The sequence below is a fragment of the Rhodoligotrophos appendicifer genome (genome assembly GCF_007474605.1).
In the GTDB taxonomy this organism is placed as follows: Bacteria; Pseudomonadota; Alphaproteobacteria; order Rhizobiales; family Im1; genus Rhodoligotrophos; species Rhodoligotrophos appendicifer.
The window spans coordinates 278,979-297,246 of sequence record NZ_VHKL01000006.1 but is presented as its reverse complement, the minus strand read 5'-3'; the positions used below and the strand labels follow the sequence as shown (position 1 = coordinate 297,246).

At 62.6% G+C, this 18,268-nt stretch carries 14 protein-coding genes; 1 reads left to right on the top strand and 13 read right to left on the bottom strand.

The window, feature by feature from the left end; translation table 11 throughout:
- Window positions 1-8: 8 nt before the first annotated feature.
- The 7 genes from FKM97_RS15445 to FKM97_RS15415 form a co-directional block, all read right to left on the bottom strand.
- Window positions 9-3,179, bottom strand: a complete 3,171-nt coding sequence (locus FKM97_RS15445) for a multicopper oxidase domain-containing protein (RefSeq protein WP_246105104.1) — start codon at window positions 3,177-3,179, stop codon at window positions 9-11.
- A gap of 162 nt (window positions 3,180-3,341) precedes the next feature.
- Entirely contained in the window at window positions 3,342-4,199 is an 858-nt protein-coding gene (locus FKM97_RS15440; RefSeq protein ID WP_144293322.1) for an ABC transporter permease, read from the bottom strand.
- A gap of 2 nt (window positions 4,200-4,201) precedes the next feature.
- Window positions 4,202-5,071 (bottom strand): ABC transporter permease, encoded by an 870-nt coding sequence (locus tag FKM97_RS15435; RefSeq protein ID WP_144293321.1) that lies wholly within the window; start codon window positions 5,069-5,071, stop codon window positions 4,202-4,204.
- Entirely contained in the window at window positions 5,068-6,150 is a 1,083-nt protein-coding gene (locus FKM97_RS15430) for an ABC transporter ATP-binding protein (RefSeq protein WP_144293320.1), read from the bottom strand. The genes FKM97_RS15435 and FKM97_RS15430 overlap by 4 nt, the downstream gene beginning before the upstream one ends.
- 128 nt (window positions 6,151-6,278) lie before the next feature.
- A complete protein-coding gene (locus tag FKM97_RS15425; protein ID WP_144293319.1) occupies window positions 6,279-7,358 on the bottom strand; it encodes an extracellular solute-binding protein in 1,080 nt (359 codons plus the stop codon).
- A 141-nt stretch (window positions 7,359-7,499) separates the two neighbouring features.
- Window positions 7,500-8,801, bottom strand: coding sequence for an NAD(P)/FAD-dependent oxidoreductase (locus tag FKM97_RS15420; protein ID WP_144293318.1), 1,302 nt, complete (start codon window positions 8,799-8,801; stop codon window positions 7,500-7,502).
- Between the two features lie 55 nt (window positions 8,802-8,856).
- On the bottom strand, window positions 8,857-9,960 hold the full coding sequence (locus tag FKM97_RS15415; protein ID WP_144293317.1) for a mandelate racemase/muconate lactonizing enzyme family protein: 1,104 nt from the start codon (window positions 9,958-9,960) through the stop codon (window positions 8,857-8,859).
- Between the two features lie 119 nt (window positions 9,961-10,079).
- Between FKM97_RS15415 and pdxR the strand changes: the two genes are divergently transcribed.
- A complete protein-coding gene (gene pdxR, locus FKM97_RS15410; protein ID WP_144293316.1) occupies window positions 10,080-11,621 on the top strand; it encodes a MocR-like pyridoxine biosynthesis transcription factor PdxR in 1,542 nt (513 codons plus the stop codon).
- Here pdxR and FKM97_RS15405 read toward each other — a convergent pair.
- The 6 genes from FKM97_RS15405 to FKM97_RS15380 form a co-directional block, all read right to left on the bottom strand.
- Window positions 11,599-13,257 (bottom strand): GMC family oxidoreductase, encoded by a 1,659-nt coding sequence (locus FKM97_RS15405; protein ID WP_144293315.1) that lies wholly within the window; start codon window positions 13,255-13,257, stop codon window positions 11,599-11,601. The two genes, pdxR and FKM97_RS15405, sit on opposite strands and share 23 nt — an antisense overlap.
- Before the next feature lie 104 nt (window positions 13,258-13,361).
- Window positions 13,362-13,682: a hypothetical protein gene (locus tag FKM97_RS15400; RefSeq protein WP_205015055.1), complete on the bottom strand. Its 321-nt coding sequence runs from the start codon at window positions 13,680-13,682 to the stop codon at window positions 13,362-13,364.
- A 106-nt stretch (window positions 13,683-13,788) separates the two neighbouring features.
- On the bottom strand, window positions 13,789-14,622 hold the full coding sequence (locus FKM97_RS15395) for an oxidoreductase (protein ID WP_144293313.1): 834 nt from the start codon (window positions 14,620-14,622) through the stop codon (window positions 13,789-13,791).
- A gap of 45 nt (window positions 14,623-14,667) precedes the next feature.
- On the bottom strand, window positions 14,668-15,822 hold the full coding sequence (locus FKM97_RS15390) for a mandelate racemase/muconate lactonizing enzyme family protein (RefSeq protein WP_144293312.1): 1,155 nt from the start codon (window positions 15,820-15,822) through the stop codon (window positions 14,668-14,670).
- A gap of 155 nt (window positions 15,823-15,977) precedes the next feature.
- Window positions 15,978-17,189 (bottom strand): hypothetical protein, encoded by a 1,212-nt coding sequence (locus FKM97_RS15385; protein ID WP_144293311.1) that lies wholly within the window; start codon window positions 17,187-17,189, stop codon window positions 15,978-15,980.
- A gap of 100 nt (window positions 17,190-17,289) precedes the next feature.
- Window positions 17,290-18,075 carry a hypothetical protein gene (locus FKM97_RS15380; RefSeq protein WP_144293310.1) on the bottom strand — a complete coding sequence of 262 codons (786 nt, stop codon included), beginning with the start codon at window positions 18,073-18,075 and terminating at the stop codon, window positions 17,290-17,292.
- Between the last annotated feature and the right edge of the window lie 193 nt (window positions 18,076-18,268).

The following is an 18,268-nucleotide window of genomic DNA, read 5'->3' as shown; positions in this document are numbered from 1 at the left end:
GGGAGTTCTCAGTTGCCGGCCAGAACCGCCGGCTGCGTGAGTTTAGTCGCAGCCACCTCGCCGATGCGAACAGGTTCCAGCGTGGTCGCCTCGGGAGCGGGCCTTGCAAAGTCATACTTCACGATGGTGCCGGCGCCAGACGCGGCTCCGCCGCTCACCAGCAGGTTGGCACCATAGACGGTGCTCGTGGCCGCCACATGACTGCCGGGCGCGCCGCCGAAGGGCTCGAAGCTGGCGATCTCGCGGAAGCCAGCACCATGGCCGTGCTCATTGGGATTGTGCAGATACATCGACGGTCCCCCGTCAAGCGCCGATCCGCTGGAGAAGATCTTGACCGTTCCTCGGCCCCCAAGCTGCCCGACGATGATCCGCTTCGCCCCGCCGAAGACCCCGGCGAGCCAACCGGTGGCCAGGGAGACGCCGTCCTTGTATTCCTGACCATAAGGCTTGAAACTCGAGGTCTCGATCGGCTCATTCACCCTGCCGCCATGGGCCATGCCATGGCCACTCTTTGCGAGCGGCGTCAGCAGCGGGAAGGCGAAAACCTTCACCTCGGTCTCGGTGCCGGCACCGGGCGCGGTGACGATGCTGTTGCGGCCGGTGGAGAAATCCACAAATCCGGTCGCCAGGGTCACGCCTGACGTGTCCCCTTCATAGGGCGCAAATGACGAGAAGAGGTCCGGTGCCGCGCCGGAGGCCTGCTTGCCGCCATAGACGCGGACCTCGCTGGCCATGCCCGGCCCCGAGCCCACGATGATGTTGTCGCCGGTCCCGCCATCGATCGAGCTCACTGCGACACTGATGCCGCCCCGGGCGTCGGCGGCGAAGGGTTGGAAGCGCAGGATCTCGTCCGTGAACGCCGACTTGCCGGAAAAGGCGACGACCTCGGAGGTGCGGCCGGCGCCCGTGCCAACGACCAAGTCGAGGACACTGTCGTCATCCGCGTCACCCATGGCGACGCTCACACTGCCTTCGAAGCCGGGGAAGGGCACGATTGTGGCGAGCAGCCTGTCGCCATTGCCATCATAGACTCGCACTTCGGCAGGCTTGCCGGCCGCGCCGGGGACCGCCACCGCATAGGCGGAGATTTCCGGGATCACGTTGATCAGGGCCATGAGGCCGTTGTCTTCGTGGTTCAGGCGATGACAGTGCATGACATAGAGGCCGTCATAGTCATCGAAGCGGGTGCGCATGCTGAGACGGCCGGGCTGAACCACGAATTCGTCGGAATGCATGGTCGGTGCGGGGACGTTCGCATTGTCGACGCCAAACTTGTCCGGGCCGGTTCTCAGACCGGTGGTGGGATCGAAATATTCGGTCACCTGGAAATCATTCACATGGACGTGGATCGGATGCTCGTCATTGTTGAAGTTGACGAAGGTCCATTCCTCCACCGAGTTCAGGCGCGGCTGAACCAGGGGCACGTTGGGAAAAGCGCCGCCGTCAAAGGCATAGACGAAGGATTTCGGATCGGCCTGGCTCGCCATGTTATTGAGAAAGCCGCCACCGATCTTGATCTCGCGCTTGACGTCCGGCGCCGCGCCGGACAGCTCGACGAAGGAGGTATAGGCGTTCAGCGGCTGGCCCTCCACGAAAGGCGTGGTCACGCCCTTCTCTCCGGTGGATGTGGCACGCGCCAAGACCTGGGTCGGGAACAGGAAGAAGCCGTCATCATAGCTGATGACATCAGGCAGCGTGCTGACACTGCCGAGGACGGCGGGTGGGTTCTCGGTGCCGTTATTGGTGTAGGCGATACCCGGCAAGGCGATCGTCTTGGCGCCGTCGCCGCGGGAGGGAATTTCGAGGACGAGATCGCCTTCGGCGGGAATCGTCACCGCGATGGCGAAGCGGCTGGCCGGTGGGATGACGAGGCGGGTGCCGTTATCGGTCGGGGGAGTGTGAACGGCGCCATAGGGATTGCCGTCCTGGCCCACGATGGCGATCTTGGGGTGGTTGCCCGTGGCGGTCTCCGTGAGCTGGACGTTCATATAGGCGATGTCGCTCACATTCGCGAGCACCCAGATCTCGGTCTGGCCGGCCTTGCTCTTGATCGCCGGCTGGAACTGCCCGTTCACGGTGAATTGGACATCGCGCTGCTCGTCCGGGAGCGAAGGCCGGTCGGGGACATCCTCGCTCCGGTCGTCGCTGAACGACGTGAAGCGGACGAGGTTGCTGGGGATGAACTGCATCCGGCCCCGGAAATTGCGGATCGACAGCGGCCCGGCATACCAGTTCGTGATGAATTTCGCCCCGGGCTTGGCATTGTCGAAGTTGATCGGCGTCATCAAAGGCCGATAGGTGCCGCTTGCAAGCTCGTCCTTCTCGGGCGGGACGAGAGTGCTGACATATTGCGGCCAATAGGGATTGTTGAGATCCTCCTGTCCGCCCTCGCGGTCGAAGACGTAGTTGTATTGCAGCAGCATGTTGCGGATGGGGATCTTGTTTTCGGTCACAATGGGCAGGCCGCCATCGGTGCGACCGATGGCAAGCATGCCGACGAGACCAAGATAGACCTGCGCCGCCGTGAGGCCGTGGAGATGGCTGTGATACCAGTAAACGCCCTGGGGCATGCTCTTGGGCACGTCATAGGTGTATGTATTCGCCGTGCCGGCGGGCATGTGGATCATGACATTGTCGGAGTTGCCCTTGGGGCTGACATGGAGGCCATGAACATGGAGGTTCAGCGGCGCAGATGTCAGCTGAATGGGATAGAGCGGAACGTCCTGGCCGGTTGCCGTGTATTGAGGGCTGTAGAAATCCCGGATAGCCAGATCGCTGAGGCCGTTCTCCAAATGGACGATGAGCTTTTCACCGGGAAAGACCTGGAGCGTCGGCGCCGGGTAAAGGTTCTCGCCCGACGTCTGGCCATTCGAGGCGGTGCCGCGGATGAGTTCATAGCTGAAGAGCAGGAAATTCTTCACGGGACCGGCGACCGTGTCCAGGGCGGCTTCGCCCTGACGCGCCGTCAGTCGGACCTCCAGCACGCCGTCCCTGCTGATCAGGGTGACCGGCTCGCGGAACTCGGACCGCATGGTCCCGGTGGGGCTGCCGGCACCCTGAGCCTGACTTGCAGGAGAGCTAAGGACAAGGACGACCACAATCCCCAACAGGGCTGCGACCAGAGAGTTCCGGCCGCGATGCGATCCGGATCGGCCGGCAGCGTCCAAACATCCGAGCATGTTAACCCCTGAACATATGCAGCCGAGAGAACGACCGTGCATCGTGCAACTTCCGCGAACTGATAGGTCGTATCACAGCTGGCGGGCCGGTCCAGGGACTCCGAAGGTGACGCGGGAAAAAAAGCGAAGCTGGCACATTTCAGAGGGCGCCTCGCCCAGCGCTCAATCGCCGCGACGCTGCACGAAGACGCTCAGCAGCGCGAGAAGAGCCGACCCCACCATCAAGACGAAGGACACGGCATTGAGGACCGGCGTCGAGCCGACTTTGGCCATGCGGTCATACATGGTGATCGTCAAAGGCGCTTCCGAGCCAACGAGCATCAGGGTCGTGTTGAAGTTTTCAAAGGAGACGAGAAAGGCGACGATGAATGCCGAGACGATCGCCGGTGCCAAATAGGGCAATGTGATCGTCCGCAGCACGCGCGGACGGCTGGCACCCAGATTGAGAGCTGCCTCTTCCAGGGCGATATCGAATTTCTTCAGCCGCGCGGCGATGATGAGGGAGGTGATGGTTGTGAGAAAAGAGAACTGACCCAGGATCACCAAGGGAAGTCCGGGGCGCAGCATGCCGAGGTCGAAGCCCAGCCCGTCCTCGACGCCATTGGCGATCAGGCTCGCAAAGACGAGGATGGCGATGCCCATGATCACCCCGGGGATGACGAGCGGCACGATCATCAGGATATAGAGGTATCGTTTTCCGGGAAAATCATGACGTTCGAACAGGAACGCGTTGCAGGTGCCAACCAGCGCGGAGAGCAGCGAAACGACCACGCCCACTTTGACCGAGGTCCATATGGACGCCAGCAGTCTGCGGTCGTGAAAGAGGCCGAGCATGGGCTCTGTGTCGTTGAAGAACCAGTCCAGGGTCCAGCCGCGCCAGGGCATCGAGGGAAACAGGGAGTCGTTGAAGGCAAACAGGCCCGCGACGATCAGGGGTGCTGCGAGATAGACGAAGAAGGCCACCATATAGGCCTGGTAAAGACGACGGGCCACTGCCGATTGGGGCGCTGCGACGTTCATGGTCAGTGCCTCGCGACCGTGGAGCCGAGGCTCTGTCCGGTCGCCTTCAGCCCGATCCAGACAACCACGGACGTGAAGGCGAGCAGCAGCATTCCGAAGGTGGCGCCAGCCTCCCAATTGTAGCGCGTGATGAACTGGTTGTAGATCTGCTCGGTGAACCACATGCTGTTCTTGCCGCCCAGCAGAACCGGAGTGAGATAGCTGCCGGCCGCGAGCATGAAGACGATGATGCAGCCGGCGACGATCCCCGGCATGGCATAGGGCACGACGATGCGGCGGAACACCGTGAACCGATTGCCGCCGAGGTTGAGCCCCGCCTCAATCAGGCTGTCGTCCATGCCGTCAAGGGTCGAGACCAGAGGCACGATCATGAACAGAACGACGGTGTAGACAAGACCCATGACGATGGTGACGTCGTTGTAGAGTAGCTCCACAGGACCGTCCGTCATGCCCGCCGCCTGCAACGCCACCGAGACGATTCCGGTCTCGCGCAGGAGGATGATCCAGCCGAAGGCGCGAACGAGGTCACTGACCCAGAGTGGAACCAGACACAGCAGGAACAAGCCGGCACGGCTGCGCCGGCTGGCCACCTTGGCAATGTAGTAGGCGATCGGAAAGCCCATGAGGAGGGCGAGCGCGGTCACGATGATCGACATCACGGCCGTTCTGAGAAGCGTGTTCCAGTAGATGGGCTCCTGCAGAAAGTCAGCATAATTGCCAAAGCCGATCGCATAGTTCTGCGGCCCCAGCTTTTCGCGCAAGGACACGCCAAGAATGCCAAGCTGCGGCAAGACAATCAGGAGCCCGATCCACATCAGAAAGGGGGCAAAGAGCAGGAACAGAGACAGCCGGCGGGTCTCTGCCGTGTTCATGCGAGGTCCCGCTGCGGAAAGCACAGGGTCTTGTCCACCGCACTGGCGATCGCGATAGGGGATCCGGCGGCAGGGATCGAGTCCGATGGGGCACGACTGTCAACCTCAACCATTCCGCTGGCGGTGCGGACAAGCAGCCGGCTATTGGCACCGTTGAAGAGCAGGCTGTCCAGCGTCCCCACGAAGTGGTTGCAACCGTCCTGGGCCTCCTCGCTGGAAAGACGAAGGGCCTCGGGGCGAACAAAGACATCGACGCGGTCACCGACGGACAGCGCATCATGGCCCGTCGCCAGGACCCGGGTCTTGTCCTCGAGTTCTATCTGACAGACCGCTTTGTCGATCCGCACGACGCGACCGCTCCAGCGATTGCTGTCACCGACGAAGCCGGCAACAAAGCTGCTGCGGGGATGATGGTAGAGCTCCTGGGGAGTGCCCACCTGCTCGAAGATGCCGGCATTCATCACGGCGACACGATCCGACATCACGAGGGCTTCGGACTGGTCGTGGGTGATATAGAGGAAGGTGGTGTCGAACTGGCTCTGAAGTAGTTTGAGCTCGATCTTCATGTGTTCGCGGAGCTTCAGGTCGAGAGCGCCCAGGGGCTCGTCGAGCAGCAGGACGTCCGGCTCGAGCACCATGCAACGGGCAATCGCGACACGCTGGCGCTGGCCGCCGGAGAGCTGATTGACCTGTCTCTCCGCCGCATCGGGCAGGCCGACCCGCTCGAGCACCGACTTCACCTTGCGCGCGATATCGGCCTTGCCGTCGCCACGACAGCGAAGGCCATAGGCGATGTTCTCCCCGACATCCATCATCGGAAACAGGGCCAGGTGCTGAAACACCATCTTCACGTTGCGCTTGTTCGGCGGGGTCTCGACCACCGATTTGCCCTTGATGCGAATGTCGCCGGCGCTCGGGGTCTCAAAGCCGGCGATCATGCGCATCAAGGTCGTCTTGCCGCAGCCCGAGGGGCCGAGAATGGAGAAAAAGGTGCCGCTCGGCACGTCCAGAGAAACGCCGGAGACAGCGGTCACAGGCCCGAAGCGCTTCGTCACGTCGATACATTCGAGGTCGAACATGCTGCCCCCAGGCCCCCTTGTATTCCGCGACACGCCGGGCTCGGTTATACCCTGAACAAGGAACCGGCGTTGAACTCCGCTTGGGCGGGACGGCACCGTCCAAGCGGAGAGGTCGCGGATCTTCCGGATCAGTTGGCCGTGGCGGCCTGGATCCTCTCCAGCGTCTTGCCCTCGATGTCTTCGAGGCCTGGCGGGATGTTGGCGAAGAACTTCAGATTGGCGATGTCCTCAGGCTTGAACGCTGCCTGCACCGCCTTGCGCTTGTCCTCCGGCATCTTCGCGATGCCATCCTTGACCGCAACGACCGCACCGCTCTTGTCCGACATCAGCGGGACAATGTCGGGCTGCATGACGAAGTTGATCCATTTGTAGGCCGCTTCATCCGCTTCGCCCTTGCGCGGCAGGGCGAATGTGTCGATCCAGGCCAATGCGCCCGTCTCCGGCGGCACGAAGACGATGTTGGGGTTTTGGGAATAAAGCTTGTAGGCCGTCGAATCCCAGGTTTCGGAGGCGATGACTTCGCCCGAGAGCATGAGCGCCGACAGGTCGTCCCCGGCCTTCCAATAGGTCTTCACGATCGCCTTGCAGGCGATCAGCTTCTCGGCAACCTCGTCCATGAGCTTCTTGTAATCGTCCAGATTGCCGTAGGCCGCGAAGGGATCCTTGCCCATGGCAAAGGCGGTGCCGAGCAGGATGGTTCGGCGCAACCTCATGGAGGTCTTGCCCTTGTACTTCTCATCGCAGAGATCGGCCCAGCTCTTGATTTCCGGCGCCTTGGTCTTGTCGACCATGATGCCGGAGGTGCCCCATTCATGGGGAACGGCGTAGACCTCGCCGTCGATCGTGGTGTTCGCCTTGACCCCGGCCAGCAGCTTCTCGTCCAGGACCGAAAGATCGATCTTGGTCAGATCCATCGGCTTATAGATGTTGAATTCCTTCTGAGCCGAGAAAATCCGGTCATGGCTCGGCTGGGCGAGATCGAAACCGGCGCCTCCCGTCGCCCGTAGCTTGGCCACCATTTCCTCGTTGTTCGAGAAGGTGACCTCGACCTTGATGTCCGGATATTTCTTCTCGAACATTTCGATGACCTTGTCGGGTGCATAATTGCCCCAGGTCAACAGCCGAAGCGTCTCGGCTTGTGCCGTGCTCGCCATGAGAACGCTCAGCAGCGCCCCGAGAACGACAAAGCCTCTTCGTGGAGATCTCATTGCAGCATCCCTCCATCTCGGCCGACCGGCGTAGTTTCATACGTCCATGGCGTGAGCGTCGGCCCCGATCTCAAAGCTAAGGGCGATTGGCATCCACCTATAGGTCCATTTTATCTGGTGTTGGATGCCAATCCGGCTGTGTCATCTGTTGCGGCTGTCGCGCCAGCGATAATAGGAGACGGAGGGTGCCAGGAACCAAGGCCAGCCGTAGTAGAGCGGGCGGGTTTGGAACGGTGCTGCCTCGACGCCCAAGCGGCCCTCCGGCAGGCCGAGGACCTGCTGGCCAACCCGCATGCCAAGATATCCCGCCATCGCGACGCCGGAGCCGCAATAGCCCATTGCGTAATGGAGCCCGTCATGCTTGCCGGCATGGGCGAGCGTGTCGAATGTGTAGGCGACGAGGCCCATCCAAGAATGGCTGACCCGAATGTTTGCGAGCTCCGGAAACAGTCGGACAATTTCGTCCCTGAGCTTGGCTGCGCTCTTGATGGGGTCGGTTTCGCCGTGGCTGACCCTGCCACCGAAGATAATGCGACGCCGATCGGAGCAGAGCCGATAATAATAGACCACCTTTCGGGTATCGGAGACGATGCGGTTCTTGGGGAACAGGCGGTCGGCCATTCCTGGCGGCAACTCCTCGGTCGCAATGACATAGCTGCCGATGGGGATGACGCGGCGACGCTGCCATGGCGTGATCTTGCCCGTGTAGCCATTCGTAGCGACCACGACGTCGCGAGCCTCGAGGATCCCGCGAGGCGTGGTCAGCCGAAAGCCTTGCTTCATCCGCTCGATGCCGGTGACCGGACAGTGGGTCGCGATGGCGGCCCCGGCCTGCAGAACCCTTTCCAGGAGGCCATGGTGAAACTTTCCGGGGTCGAGCACAGCATGGCGCGGATAGACCACGCCGCCATGATAGGCGTCCGTCCCGAGTTCCTCTCTCTGCTCCGATCGCGGCACAACCCAGCCGCCCGTCTCAAACTCTTCCGGCTCCGTTGCAAAGGACTCCGTCAGGTTGCGGAAGGCTGCCGTATTATGGGCGGCATGGAAGCGCCCCACCACGCCGAAGGAGCACTCGATGTTCTCCTCCGCCACGAATTCGCCGATCCACTTCAGGGACTTCCTTCCGTCCGATAGAATCGCGCGCGCCGTCTGCGGACCGTGGCGTTTCGTCAGCTCTGCGAGGTTGGGTTTGACACTGGTGCTGATCTGGCCGCCATTGCGCGTGCTGCAGCCCCAGCCTGCGTCCTCGGCGTCGAACACGAGGGTCGACCGCCCGCCCCGGGCGGTCTGCAAGGCCGCGGAAAGCCCCGTATAGCCAGACCCGATGACCGCAACATCCACGCGCTCGGGCAGGTCGCCGGGGGATATCTCGGGCCTTGGCGTCGCATCCCACCAATAGGGCGAAAGCTTGAAATCATCCGTGAACAGCGAGCCTGTGCTCATGACCGTCTTCAACTCCCCCCGCCGGAGACAATCGCTCTCCGGCCTCAGGCAACGCCTAATCCAGCTTGCTCATCTGGTAGCGCGATCGCGCCAGCCATTCCGGATTGATATCGGCACCCCATCCCGGGGTGTCGTCAATCGAAACTGTGCCATTGGATACCTTGTAGGGATCGTTGCGGAAGAGGCCTTGCTGCCAGGGGTAGTAATCCGCCCCCTCGATCGACAGCTCGAGATAAGCCCCGGCATTCGGAATCGCAGCCAGAACATGCATGGTGAACAGCGTCACCAAGGACAGATTGGCAGCATGCGGCGTCACCGGCAGGCCCGCGGCCTCGGCCATGCGCGCCACTCTCAGCATACGGCCGACCCCTCCGACGTAGCAGATGTCGGGCTGCACGATATCGACCGCGCGCATCTCGATCATCCGCCGCCAAATGCGCAAGTCGGAATCCTGTTCGCCGCCGGTCACGTCCAAGTCGAGCGCATCGGTGACCTGCTTGGTCTGTTCGAGTTCCCAATAGGGGCAGGGCTCTTCGTAATGAACCACGCCATGCGCCTCGAGCAGCCGGCCGATCTCGATGGCGCGTGCCGGCGAGAAACCACTATTTGCATCCACGAGCAGCGTGGCCTCGTCGCCGAGCGCTCGGCGGATCGTCGGCACAATCGCTTCGCTTCGGCCCGGCCATTCGTCGATATCACGGCCGGCTTCGGCTCCGACGCGGAACTTGAAGGCATCGAAGCCATGGCGATCCCTGAGGCGGAGGAACCGTTCGGCCTCGTCTTCCGGTGTAATGTCCCGCTTCATCGACGACGCATAGCAGCGCAATTGGCCGGGACGGCCGCCGAGAAGCTCGACCACCGGCTTGCCGGCATGCTTGCCCCTGAGATCCCAGATGGCGGTGTCGAGCCCGGTGATGGCGCGGCGGACATAGGAGCCAGGAAATTTGAGCTCACGCTCCTCGATCCGATCCACGAGGTCATCGAGATCTGTCGTGTCGACGCCCAGTGACCAAGGCGCGATCTGCCGGTGCAGGATCTGCGATGTGATGTCCGCATTGTATGGCGAAACCTGACCCCAGCCCTGTGCCCCGGTTTCGTCAGTGATGCGAACGAACCCGACATACCGGTCGGAAAAGGTCTCTATGCAGCGAAGTTTCATGGGATGTCCTCGGGCCGCGGCCGAAGATTGTGCTGGCGGATGCTCTCTTCTTGCGACCGGATTGGCCTGCGCGTTAAGGTCCGTTCTCGTGAAAAGACGATGCCAATCGGGGAGGGGTTGTGGTCAAGTATAGTGGGGGCGCGCTGCTACCGGCCCTGTCCGTGGACAAGGGCGCAGCCACGCCCTTGGTCGTCCAGCTGAGCTATGCCTTAAGGGAGGCCATTCTGTCGGGCGCCATCGCGGCCGGGGCCAGGCTGCCGTCCAGCCGGACTTTGGCGCGGGATCTCGGCCTGTCGCGCACCACTGTGGTTGCCGTCTATGACCAGCTCACATCCGAAGGCCTCATCGACTCCCGTGTGGGTGCAGGCGCATTCGTGAGCGTCGAGGTGAATGTCAACGTGCCCACCGCGATCGAACCTCAGGGCGGGGAGCTCGGCCGCCAGCCGGCGCGGCTCGCACGGATCGCCCTGGGGGCTTCGCAGCAGTTCCTGCCCCGGCTCGCGCATCTGCCGGAGCATCGCGCCTTCATCACCGGAATGCCCGCGCTGGAGGCGTTCCCCGTGGCCCTGTGGGCGCGGCTGACGGCACGCTGCTGGCGCGGCTCCCGAGGCCAGATGCTCGGCTATCCGGACCCCGCGGGCCTCAAGGCGCTGCGCCACGCCGTGGCCGCGCATCTGCGGCTGAACCGCGGCATACTCTGCGAACCCGAGAGCGTGTTCATCGTCAACGGCGCGCAGGAGGCCTTCAACAGGATCGGCAGCATGCTGCTTGATCCGGGAGACCCGGTCTGGTTCGAGAACCCTGGTGCGATCGGCGCCCGCAACAGCCTGTTCGCCGCGGGGGCGCGTTTGGTTCCGGTCCCAGTGGATGACGAGGGCATCAGCGTCGCCGAGGGCCTGCGGACATCTCCCGATTTCCGCCTGGCCTTCGTGACCCCATCGCACCAGCATCCCACTGGCGTGACCATGAGCCTGTCGCGCCGCTTCGAGTTGCTGCAGGCTGCCGAACAGGCCGATGCCTGGATCATCGAGGATGATTATGACGGGGAGTTCTTCTATTCAGGACGGCCGCCGCCGACGCTGAAGAGCATCGACAAGGCGGGACGGGTCATTTATGTCGGCACTTTCAGCAAATCGCTGTTCCCCGCCTTGCGCCTGGGATTCATGGTGGCGCCCCCGGCCTTGGTCGAGGCCTTTGACCGGGTGGCGCGCGCGACCCAGCAAGGGGCCTCCACAAACCAGCAATGCGTGGTCGCCAGCTTCATCGGCGAAGGCCATTTCGCGACCCATATCCGGCGCATGGGAAAGCTCTATGCCGAGCGCCAGGAAGTTCTCATGGATGAGGCCCGAGACCATCTTTCGGGCGTCCTGGACGTCGTGCGTGCCGAGAGCGGCATCCAGACCATCGGCCGGTTTGCCGCCGGGATCGATGAGGTGGCCGTGGCCGAGGCCGCCGCACGACGCGGCATCGTTGCGGCGCCGATCTCGCGCTTCTGCCTGGAGCCCGTCGAGAACAGCGGACTGGTCCTCGGCTTCAGCGCCTGCAGCCCGCGCGAGATCAAGGCCGGGGTGGGCGTTCTGGCCCAGATCCTCTCCCCCGCACAAAGACAGGCCCATCCGACGTTGCGCGTTTGTGTTCCTAGCGCAGGTCGGACAGGATGAGATCGGCGCCCTTTTCGCCGATCATCATGGTCGGGGCGTTGGTGTTGCCGGAGACAAGCCGTGGAAAGATTGAGGCATCGACGATGCGCAGACCCTGCACGCCATGGACCCGCAATCTGGGGTCGACCACTGCGTTGCGCGGATCCGGGCCCATGGCACATGTTCCGCTGAGGTGAAACACCGAGGTGGCGCGTTTGCGGATGTCGGCCCGCATCTCTGCCTCGGACATGACCTCGATGCCGGGACGGAATTCCTCCGCGATGATCTCCGCCAGCGCCGGTTGCGCGGCCAGTCTGCGAATGAAGCGGGCGCCCAGAACCAGCTCAGAAAGGTCGCGGTCGTCGGCAAGATAGTTCGGCTGGATGATCGGCGGCTTGAACGGATCGGCGGCCTGGATGCGGATATGGCCGCGGCTGAGCGGATGGCAGTTGGAGACGCTCAGCAGGAACCCGGGAAAGGGATCGGGGCGCATGAGCTGACGCTTGCCGGGACTGGCCCGCGTATAGCTGAGAGCGGAAAAATAGAGCTGCATGTCGGGGCGTTGCAGATCCTGGCGCGTCCGGAAGAACCCTCCGGCCTGGTTCACGCTCAAGCTCAGCGGACCGCTCCGGGTCAGGAGATATTGCGCAGCAAGCAAGGGCCGCCGCCATAGCGGCCTCAGGGTCTCGTTGAGCGACGCCTTGCGCGACTTGTAGAGGTAGTCGATGCAGAGATGGTCCTGGAGGTTCTCGCCGACAGCCGGTGCTGCGTGCAGGACGGCGATCCCGTGACGCTGCAAGAGGGCAGGATCGCCGATGCCGGACAGCTGCAGGAGCTGGGGGGAATTGACGGCACCTGCCGCCACCACGACCTCGCGCCGGGCGTGGACCCTCAGGGAGCGGTCTCCTCCACGTGAATAGTCCACCGCGACCGCGCGATTGCCCTCAAACACGATGCGCGTGGCAAGCGCCTGCCGGATGACCTGCAGATTGGGCCGTGAAAGGACAGGTCGCAAATAGGCGGTTGCCGATGAAACGCGAAGCCCGCGACGGGTGGTGATCCGATAGAAGCCGGCGCCCTCCTGCGTCGCATCATTGAAGTCGGGGTTGAAGGACAACCCCGCCGAAGCTGCGGCCGCCAGAAAATCGGTGCAGAGCGGATGCGCTGATCCGGAAATCTCAGTGATCGTCAGCGGTCCGCCCTCGGCGTGCGAAGATACGGGCCCTGCCTCATCCCGCTCGAGGCGCTGGAAATATGGCAGAACGTCGTCATAGCCCCACCCGGCATTGCCCAGATCCCGCCAACCGTCATAATCCTCCCGCTGGCCGCGGATGAAGACCATGGCGTTGATGGCACTGGAGCCGCCCAGGACCTTGCCGCGCGGACAATATATGGTCCTGTCGTCGAGGCCTGGAACGGGTGCGGACTCGTAGCGCCAGTTCAGCCGGGGGTGATAGAAGCATTTGCCATAGGCGATGGGGATCTGCGTCCAGGGATGGAGATCGCTGCCCCCAGCCTCCAAAAGGACCACACGATGGCGGCCATCAGCGCTCAGCCTGTTGGCCAGGACGCAGCCAGCCGAGCCACCTCCGATTATGATGTAGTCGGCATCCACACCCAGAGCCTCTTCTGTCCCAGCCAGCGTGACATAGCGCATCCGCATTCTGGGCCAATGACCACTTCGGTTTACGGTGCATACCACTCACGCAGAGTGCCGGGGCAAGGATGATGTCGGAGGCTTTTCTTCAGAGACGGCGAATCTCAATGCGGCCACAGCCTTTCGCCCGCCTTCGCGACCTTGACCTTCGCGGTGGGGTCGAAGGCCAGAAAGCTCTTTATGTCCGCGAGCAATTCGCCGGTCGCCGTCACCGGAGTGGGGATATGCTGCGGATGACAGACGACCTCATCAATTTCCCATGAATCGGGCTCCCGGCCTGGGGTCAGCGTGACCTCGACATCCAAGTAGTCGACGAGCTCGTCGAACAGATAAATCGGATAGAGGACCTCCGTGGAGACGAAGGATGGGCCAAGGTCATACTGGTCGGATTGCATGATGCGGCTGCCGCGGTTGAGACTTGACAAGAAAAACGAATCACTTTCGCGGACTCAATCCGGCTGCCGTGATTCGGTTCCCTGTCGAAGTGCCAAGCTGGAGTTCGGCGCGCTCACCTGCCGGGGGTCGATCCGCTCAGTTTTCGGAGAAGTCGGTCGATTCACTCAGCTGCCGCCAGCGCGCGAGCTCATTCAGCCGATCACGGTCAACTCTCTCGATGGCTGCAACCGCGTCTGACCCCAGGGGCAGACGGAGAGGAGGTTCGTCCATTCGGGCAATCTTCAGGATCGCGGCCGCACCCTTTTGAGGATCTCCCGGTTGTCTGCCGTCATAGGTGCGCTGCATCCGCGCGGCAGCGCCGACCACGGCGTCATAGTCGCTGTGGCCCTCCTCGATCGTCGTGGAGGCGCCCGCAAAATCGGTGCGAAAGCCGCCGGGCTCTATGATGGTCACCCGAACCCCGATCAGCGCCATCTCCTTGGCGAGCGCCTCGGAGAAGCCTTCCACGCCCCATTTCGCTGCCGAATAGGCTGCGCGACCCGGCGCACCGAGACGTCCGCCCACAGAGGAAAACTGGATGATGTGGCCGGATCGCCGCTCGCGCATATGGGGGAGGACCGCCTTGGTCATGATGATCGTGCCGAACAGGTTCGTCTCGATCTGGCGGCGGAAGGCCGCGAGCGAAGTGTCCTCCACTGAGCCGATATCGCCATAGCCGGCATTGTTGACCAGAACGTCAAGGCTGCCAAACTGCCGGATGGCCGCGGCGACGGCGGCACGGGCCTGGTCCTCGTCGGTCACGTCGAGAGAGGCGGTGAGGAGGTGCCCCTCCTGACTTTCACCCAACCGCATGAGGGTTCCGGGATCACGCGCCGTCGCGACGAGATTGTCGCCGGACTCGAGGATGGCTTCCGAAAGGGCTCGGCCGAAGCCACGCGAGCTGCCGGTGACAAGCCAAGTCCTGGTCATCAATCCTCCCGAAAGCTGGCGGCCGATCGATGCCGGCCACTCGGTTCAAATGGCGATCTTTTCCAGTTTCTGCCAGTCGACCTCGATCCCGAGTCCGGGTGCGTCGGGCAGTTCCGCATAGCCCTGGCTGATATCGACACCCCCCTTGTAGATGCTCGGGTCGGCCAGCTTGATAAAGGTTTCATGGCCGTCGCAACTGAGGGGGTAATGCCCCCGCGTGGTCATGGCCACATGGGCGATCGCGGTATCGCCGAGCAGGGAATAGGGGCTGGTGTCGACACTGATGCCGATGCCCGCACTCTCGCAGATGGTGATGACGTCGCGGGCCTGGCTCAGTCCGCCCACCCGGTTCACCTTCAGGACGATCCGGTCGCAGGCGCCGCGCCGAACGACCTCCATCGCGGCCTCGGGTGACCAGACGGATTCGTCCAGGATGACGGGAATGGTGGAGCGCCGGCGGATGTCGCAATGGCCCTCGATGTTGGCGTAGTGCAAAGGCTGCTCGATGGCCAAATTACTGGCCGATGCAAAGCGCTCGAGCCGGCGCACCACGATGCCGGGATTGGTCCAAGCCTGATTTGCGTCCGCATCGATGAAGACATCCCGGGGAACGACATCCAGCGCCGCCTCCAGAAACCCTGCTTCGGTGGCAAGCGAGTCTGCGCGGAAGCCGTCCTTCCAAATGACGTCGCCAATCTTGATCTTCAATCCTTTGAATCCGCGCTCGACGAATGTCTTGGACGCGGCCGCCATCTCTTCCGGGGTCTTGTGGTAGAGATTGGTGAGAAGATCCATTCTCTGCCGGCGTGCGCCACCAAGCAAGGTCGTCACCGGGACGCCCCAGAGCTTGCCCAGCAGATCATGCAAGGCGACATCAACGCCTGATCGTGCCGACCGCCCGCCCGGCATGGCACCCGAATAGGCTTTGTCCATCACATGGTTGGCGGCGGCGAGATTGGTGGCCTCGGCTCCCTTCAGGCGCGAGGCATAAAGCGTCAGGCAGGACCGGATCTGCTCAGATGTCTCGCCGAGATACCAAGTCTGACTGGCGACTTCACCGAAGCCTTCGGTGCCGTCTTCGGCGGTCACTCGGACGATGAAACAGGGGAGAGTGGGGGCCCAGACGGAGTTCTCGTCCCAGCTTTCCTTAATGCTCGTGGACTTGATCTCGATGAAATCGAGTTGCGAAATTTTCGGCATGTTAGCTTCCCCGTAGGCCGTGAAGGATACCGCCGCCGAACTCGTCACTGCGAGGGCGAACGGCGGGAGCAGAGTATCCCATTTTTCCGCCGACACACGGGGATTGAAACCTTGAATTCCGCAGCACCCTGGGGGCGGGCCAAATTCTCGCGGTCTCAGTTCCCGTTGAGCAGGGCCGTATCGTGATCCTTCACGGTCCAGCCGACTTTCGCGATCTCGCGACGGGCTTCATCGGTGACGGTGCCGCTGAGGCGGATCTCCACCGGTGCACCGCTCTCAGCGCTGATCTTCTGGCTCATGGCCAAAACGGTCTTCCGGACGGGATCGGTCCAGGCCAGAATGTCCATCGGAAACAATCCGACCAGCTTGCCGTCGGCGCGCACCAGCAGCGGAAATCCCAGCACATTCGCAAAACCCGTGATGGGCTCCACCTTCGCATTGTATGCGGCCATCCACTGGGTCTGAACCCGGTGGAAGAAGGCCGCGTCGACGTCAGCCGCACCGGCAATCTTGGCCACGTACAGGGTCTTGTTGGCCGCGCGCGGCATGGACTTCAGCGCGGCGACCACAAGGGTCTTGTCGGCCGGCGTATAGTGCTGGTTTGACATGAAGGCGGCCATGACAGTGGGATTGACGCCCATGGCAAGAAGTGCGGCCTGGTTGATCTCATCAAGCTGGGCAACGGTCTTGTCGCGGACCAGCGAGCCGAGTGTCCCCGCCGACTGCAATCCGCTCACCGCAAGGCCGGCACCGCCGGGAATGGCCATGACCGCCCCCTTCACCGCGAGGCCGCCCATGGCGTGAGCCTGGGCCAGGGTCTGCAGCCGCTTCGCGAGCGGGGGAAACTTCGTGTAAGGATCGACATCATATTGGTAGGCCAGCTGCCGCAGCGCGGCGGATGTCCCCAGTAGCCCGTCGACCGCGTTGTCGCTCTTGTCATAGGGGTCGTTCAGTCCGGCACTGACCTTGTCGAACATCGAGCCGACACCCGAGACGGTTCCGGTGACGAGCGAAAAGGGGTTCACGAGCGCCTTGCCCACAGTGGCGATGGGCTGTTGCACGGCCGCTGCGAGAGACTTGGTGAACTCACCGCTCTGCGACAGCGCCTCAAGCTTCTCGAGGGCGGCGAGCTCGTGCAGCCGCAGCTTCAACAGCTGCTCGCCGTCGACACGGAAATTGCCATAAGGTGTCGCCAGCTTGAAGACATACAAGACGCCGTCGGAGGTGATGGGGTTCTCCACCTGGTAATTCACCCCGCGCGCCAGGGGCCCCAGCAGCCGGGCCGTGTCGGTCGAAGGCGGCGCTTCCGCAAGCACTGCCGTCGAGGCCAGCGCCGTCAGAGCAAACGCCACCGCAATTGACTTCATCCGCATTTCCAATCCCCAGTCTCCTATCGCCGCAGCGATCATTCCCCAATTCGTGTCTTGCCATGGCTGCAGCGCTGAAGCCGGCCGCGCTGCCGGCCGATCAAAAGCGGATGGCTGCCCCCATGATCGGGCCCTGCTGCACCACGTCAAATTTGAAGCCGTCATTGGTATAATCGACGCTGACGGCGCGATAGCCCGCAATCGCCGAGATGTTGTCGGTGAAGCGATAGCCAAACCCGCCCAGCACATCCCACATGAAGTCAGATCCCGCTCCGAAGCCTCCGATCAAGGCCCAACTCGTCCAATAAATGCTGGGTGTGAGATCGGCCTTGAACTTGAGGCCGACGATGGGATCGACCCAGGTCTCGGTCGAGGAGAAGCTGTCACTGCCGATCAATCCGCCCTTCACCTTCAGCTTGTTGTCGAGAGACCACAGGCGAAAGCCGGCGACCATATCCAGAGCGTAAGTCGGGCTGTCGGTGATGGTATAACCAAGCGCACCGGTCCACATGAGTTCCTGGGTCGTGAGCTTGACCTTGTCGGCGAGCACCTGGTTGGGGGTCTTGGCGCTGTCGCTGAGCTTCACATAGACGATGTCCGAATAGATGCTGAAACGGTCATTGCGGACTTCAGCCGCCCCCATGAAACCGATGTCGAAGTCGCTCAGGACCTCACCGATGCTGGCATCGATATGGGCCGGAGGAAACCCGCCCGCGCCGACCTTGCCCTTGATGCCCGCGGCCCAGACATAGGGGGCCACGGTGATGGTCCAGTCGGAGGCCGGAGGCGGAGGAGGTGCCACGGGTTCAGGCGGCGACATATCGGCCGCCAGGGCCACCGATCCCGTCATCAACACCAGTGACGCGGCGATTGCTGTCAATCTCATTTGGTCAGTCTTCCCCTCAAGCGCTCTTCTCAATGTCACACCCTCCGGCCGTCCCGGTCTGCTCCCCGGAGCACATCCATCACAGTCTCTGCTCGCCAGCCGCATGGACATGTCGCTGTTGCCGGTTGCTTGTGACCCCGTATCAAAACTCTATTGAAGCCGTGAAGAATTGAATTGGCCTCTGGGGACAAAG

Excerpts from the sequence above, each read along its gene's own strand:
- FKM97_RS15395 (WP_144293313.1), bottom strand. The coding sequence starts at position 14,622 with ATGACCAGGACTTGGCTTGTCACCGGCAGCTCGCGTGGCTTCGGCCGA.
- FKM97_RS15425 (WP_144293319.1), bottom strand. The coding sequence starts at position 7,358 with ATGAGATCTCCACGAAGAGGCTTTGTCGTTCTCGGGGCGCTGCTGAGC.
- FKM97_RS15380 (WP_144293310.1), bottom strand. The coding sequence starts at position 18,075 with ATGAGATTGACAGCAATCGCCGCGTCACTGGTGTTGATGACGGGATCG.
- FKM97_RS15445 (WP_246105104.1), bottom strand. The coding sequence starts at position 3,179 with ATGCTCGGATGTTTGGACGCTGCCGGCCGATCCGGATCGCATCGCGGC.
- FKM97_RS15440 (WP_144293322.1), bottom strand. The coding sequence starts at position 4,199 with ATGAACGTCGCAGCGCCCCAATCGGCAGTGGCCCGTCGTCTTTACCAG.
- FKM97_RS15390 (WP_144293312.1), bottom strand. The coding sequence starts at position 15,822 with ATGCCGAAAATTTCGCAACTCGATTTCATCGAGATCAAGTCCACGAGC.
- FKM97_RS15405 (WP_144293315.1), bottom strand. The coding sequence starts at position 13,257 with ATGCGCTATGTCACGCTGGCTGGGACAGAAGAGGCTCTGGGTGTGGAT.
- FKM97_RS15415 (WP_144293317.1), bottom strand. The coding sequence starts at position 9,960 with ATGAAACTTCGCTGCATAGAGACCTTTTCCGACCGGTATGTCGGGTTC.
- FKM97_RS15385 (WP_144293311.1), bottom strand. The coding sequence starts at position 17,189 with ATGAAGTCAATTGCGGTGGCGTTTGCTCTGACGGCGCTGGCCTCGACG.
- FKM97_RS15430 (WP_144293320.1), bottom strand. The coding sequence starts at position 6,150 with ATGTTCGACCTCGAATGTATCGACGTGACGAAGCGCTTCGGGCCTGTG.
- FKM97_RS15420 (WP_144293318.1), bottom strand. The coding sequence starts at position 8,801 with ATGAGCACAGGCTCGCTGTTCACGGATGATTTCAAGCTTTCGCCCTAT.
- FKM97_RS15435 (WP_144293321.1), bottom strand. The coding sequence starts at position 5,071 with ATGAACACGGCAGAGACCCGCCGGCTGTCTCTGTTCCTGCTCTTTGCC.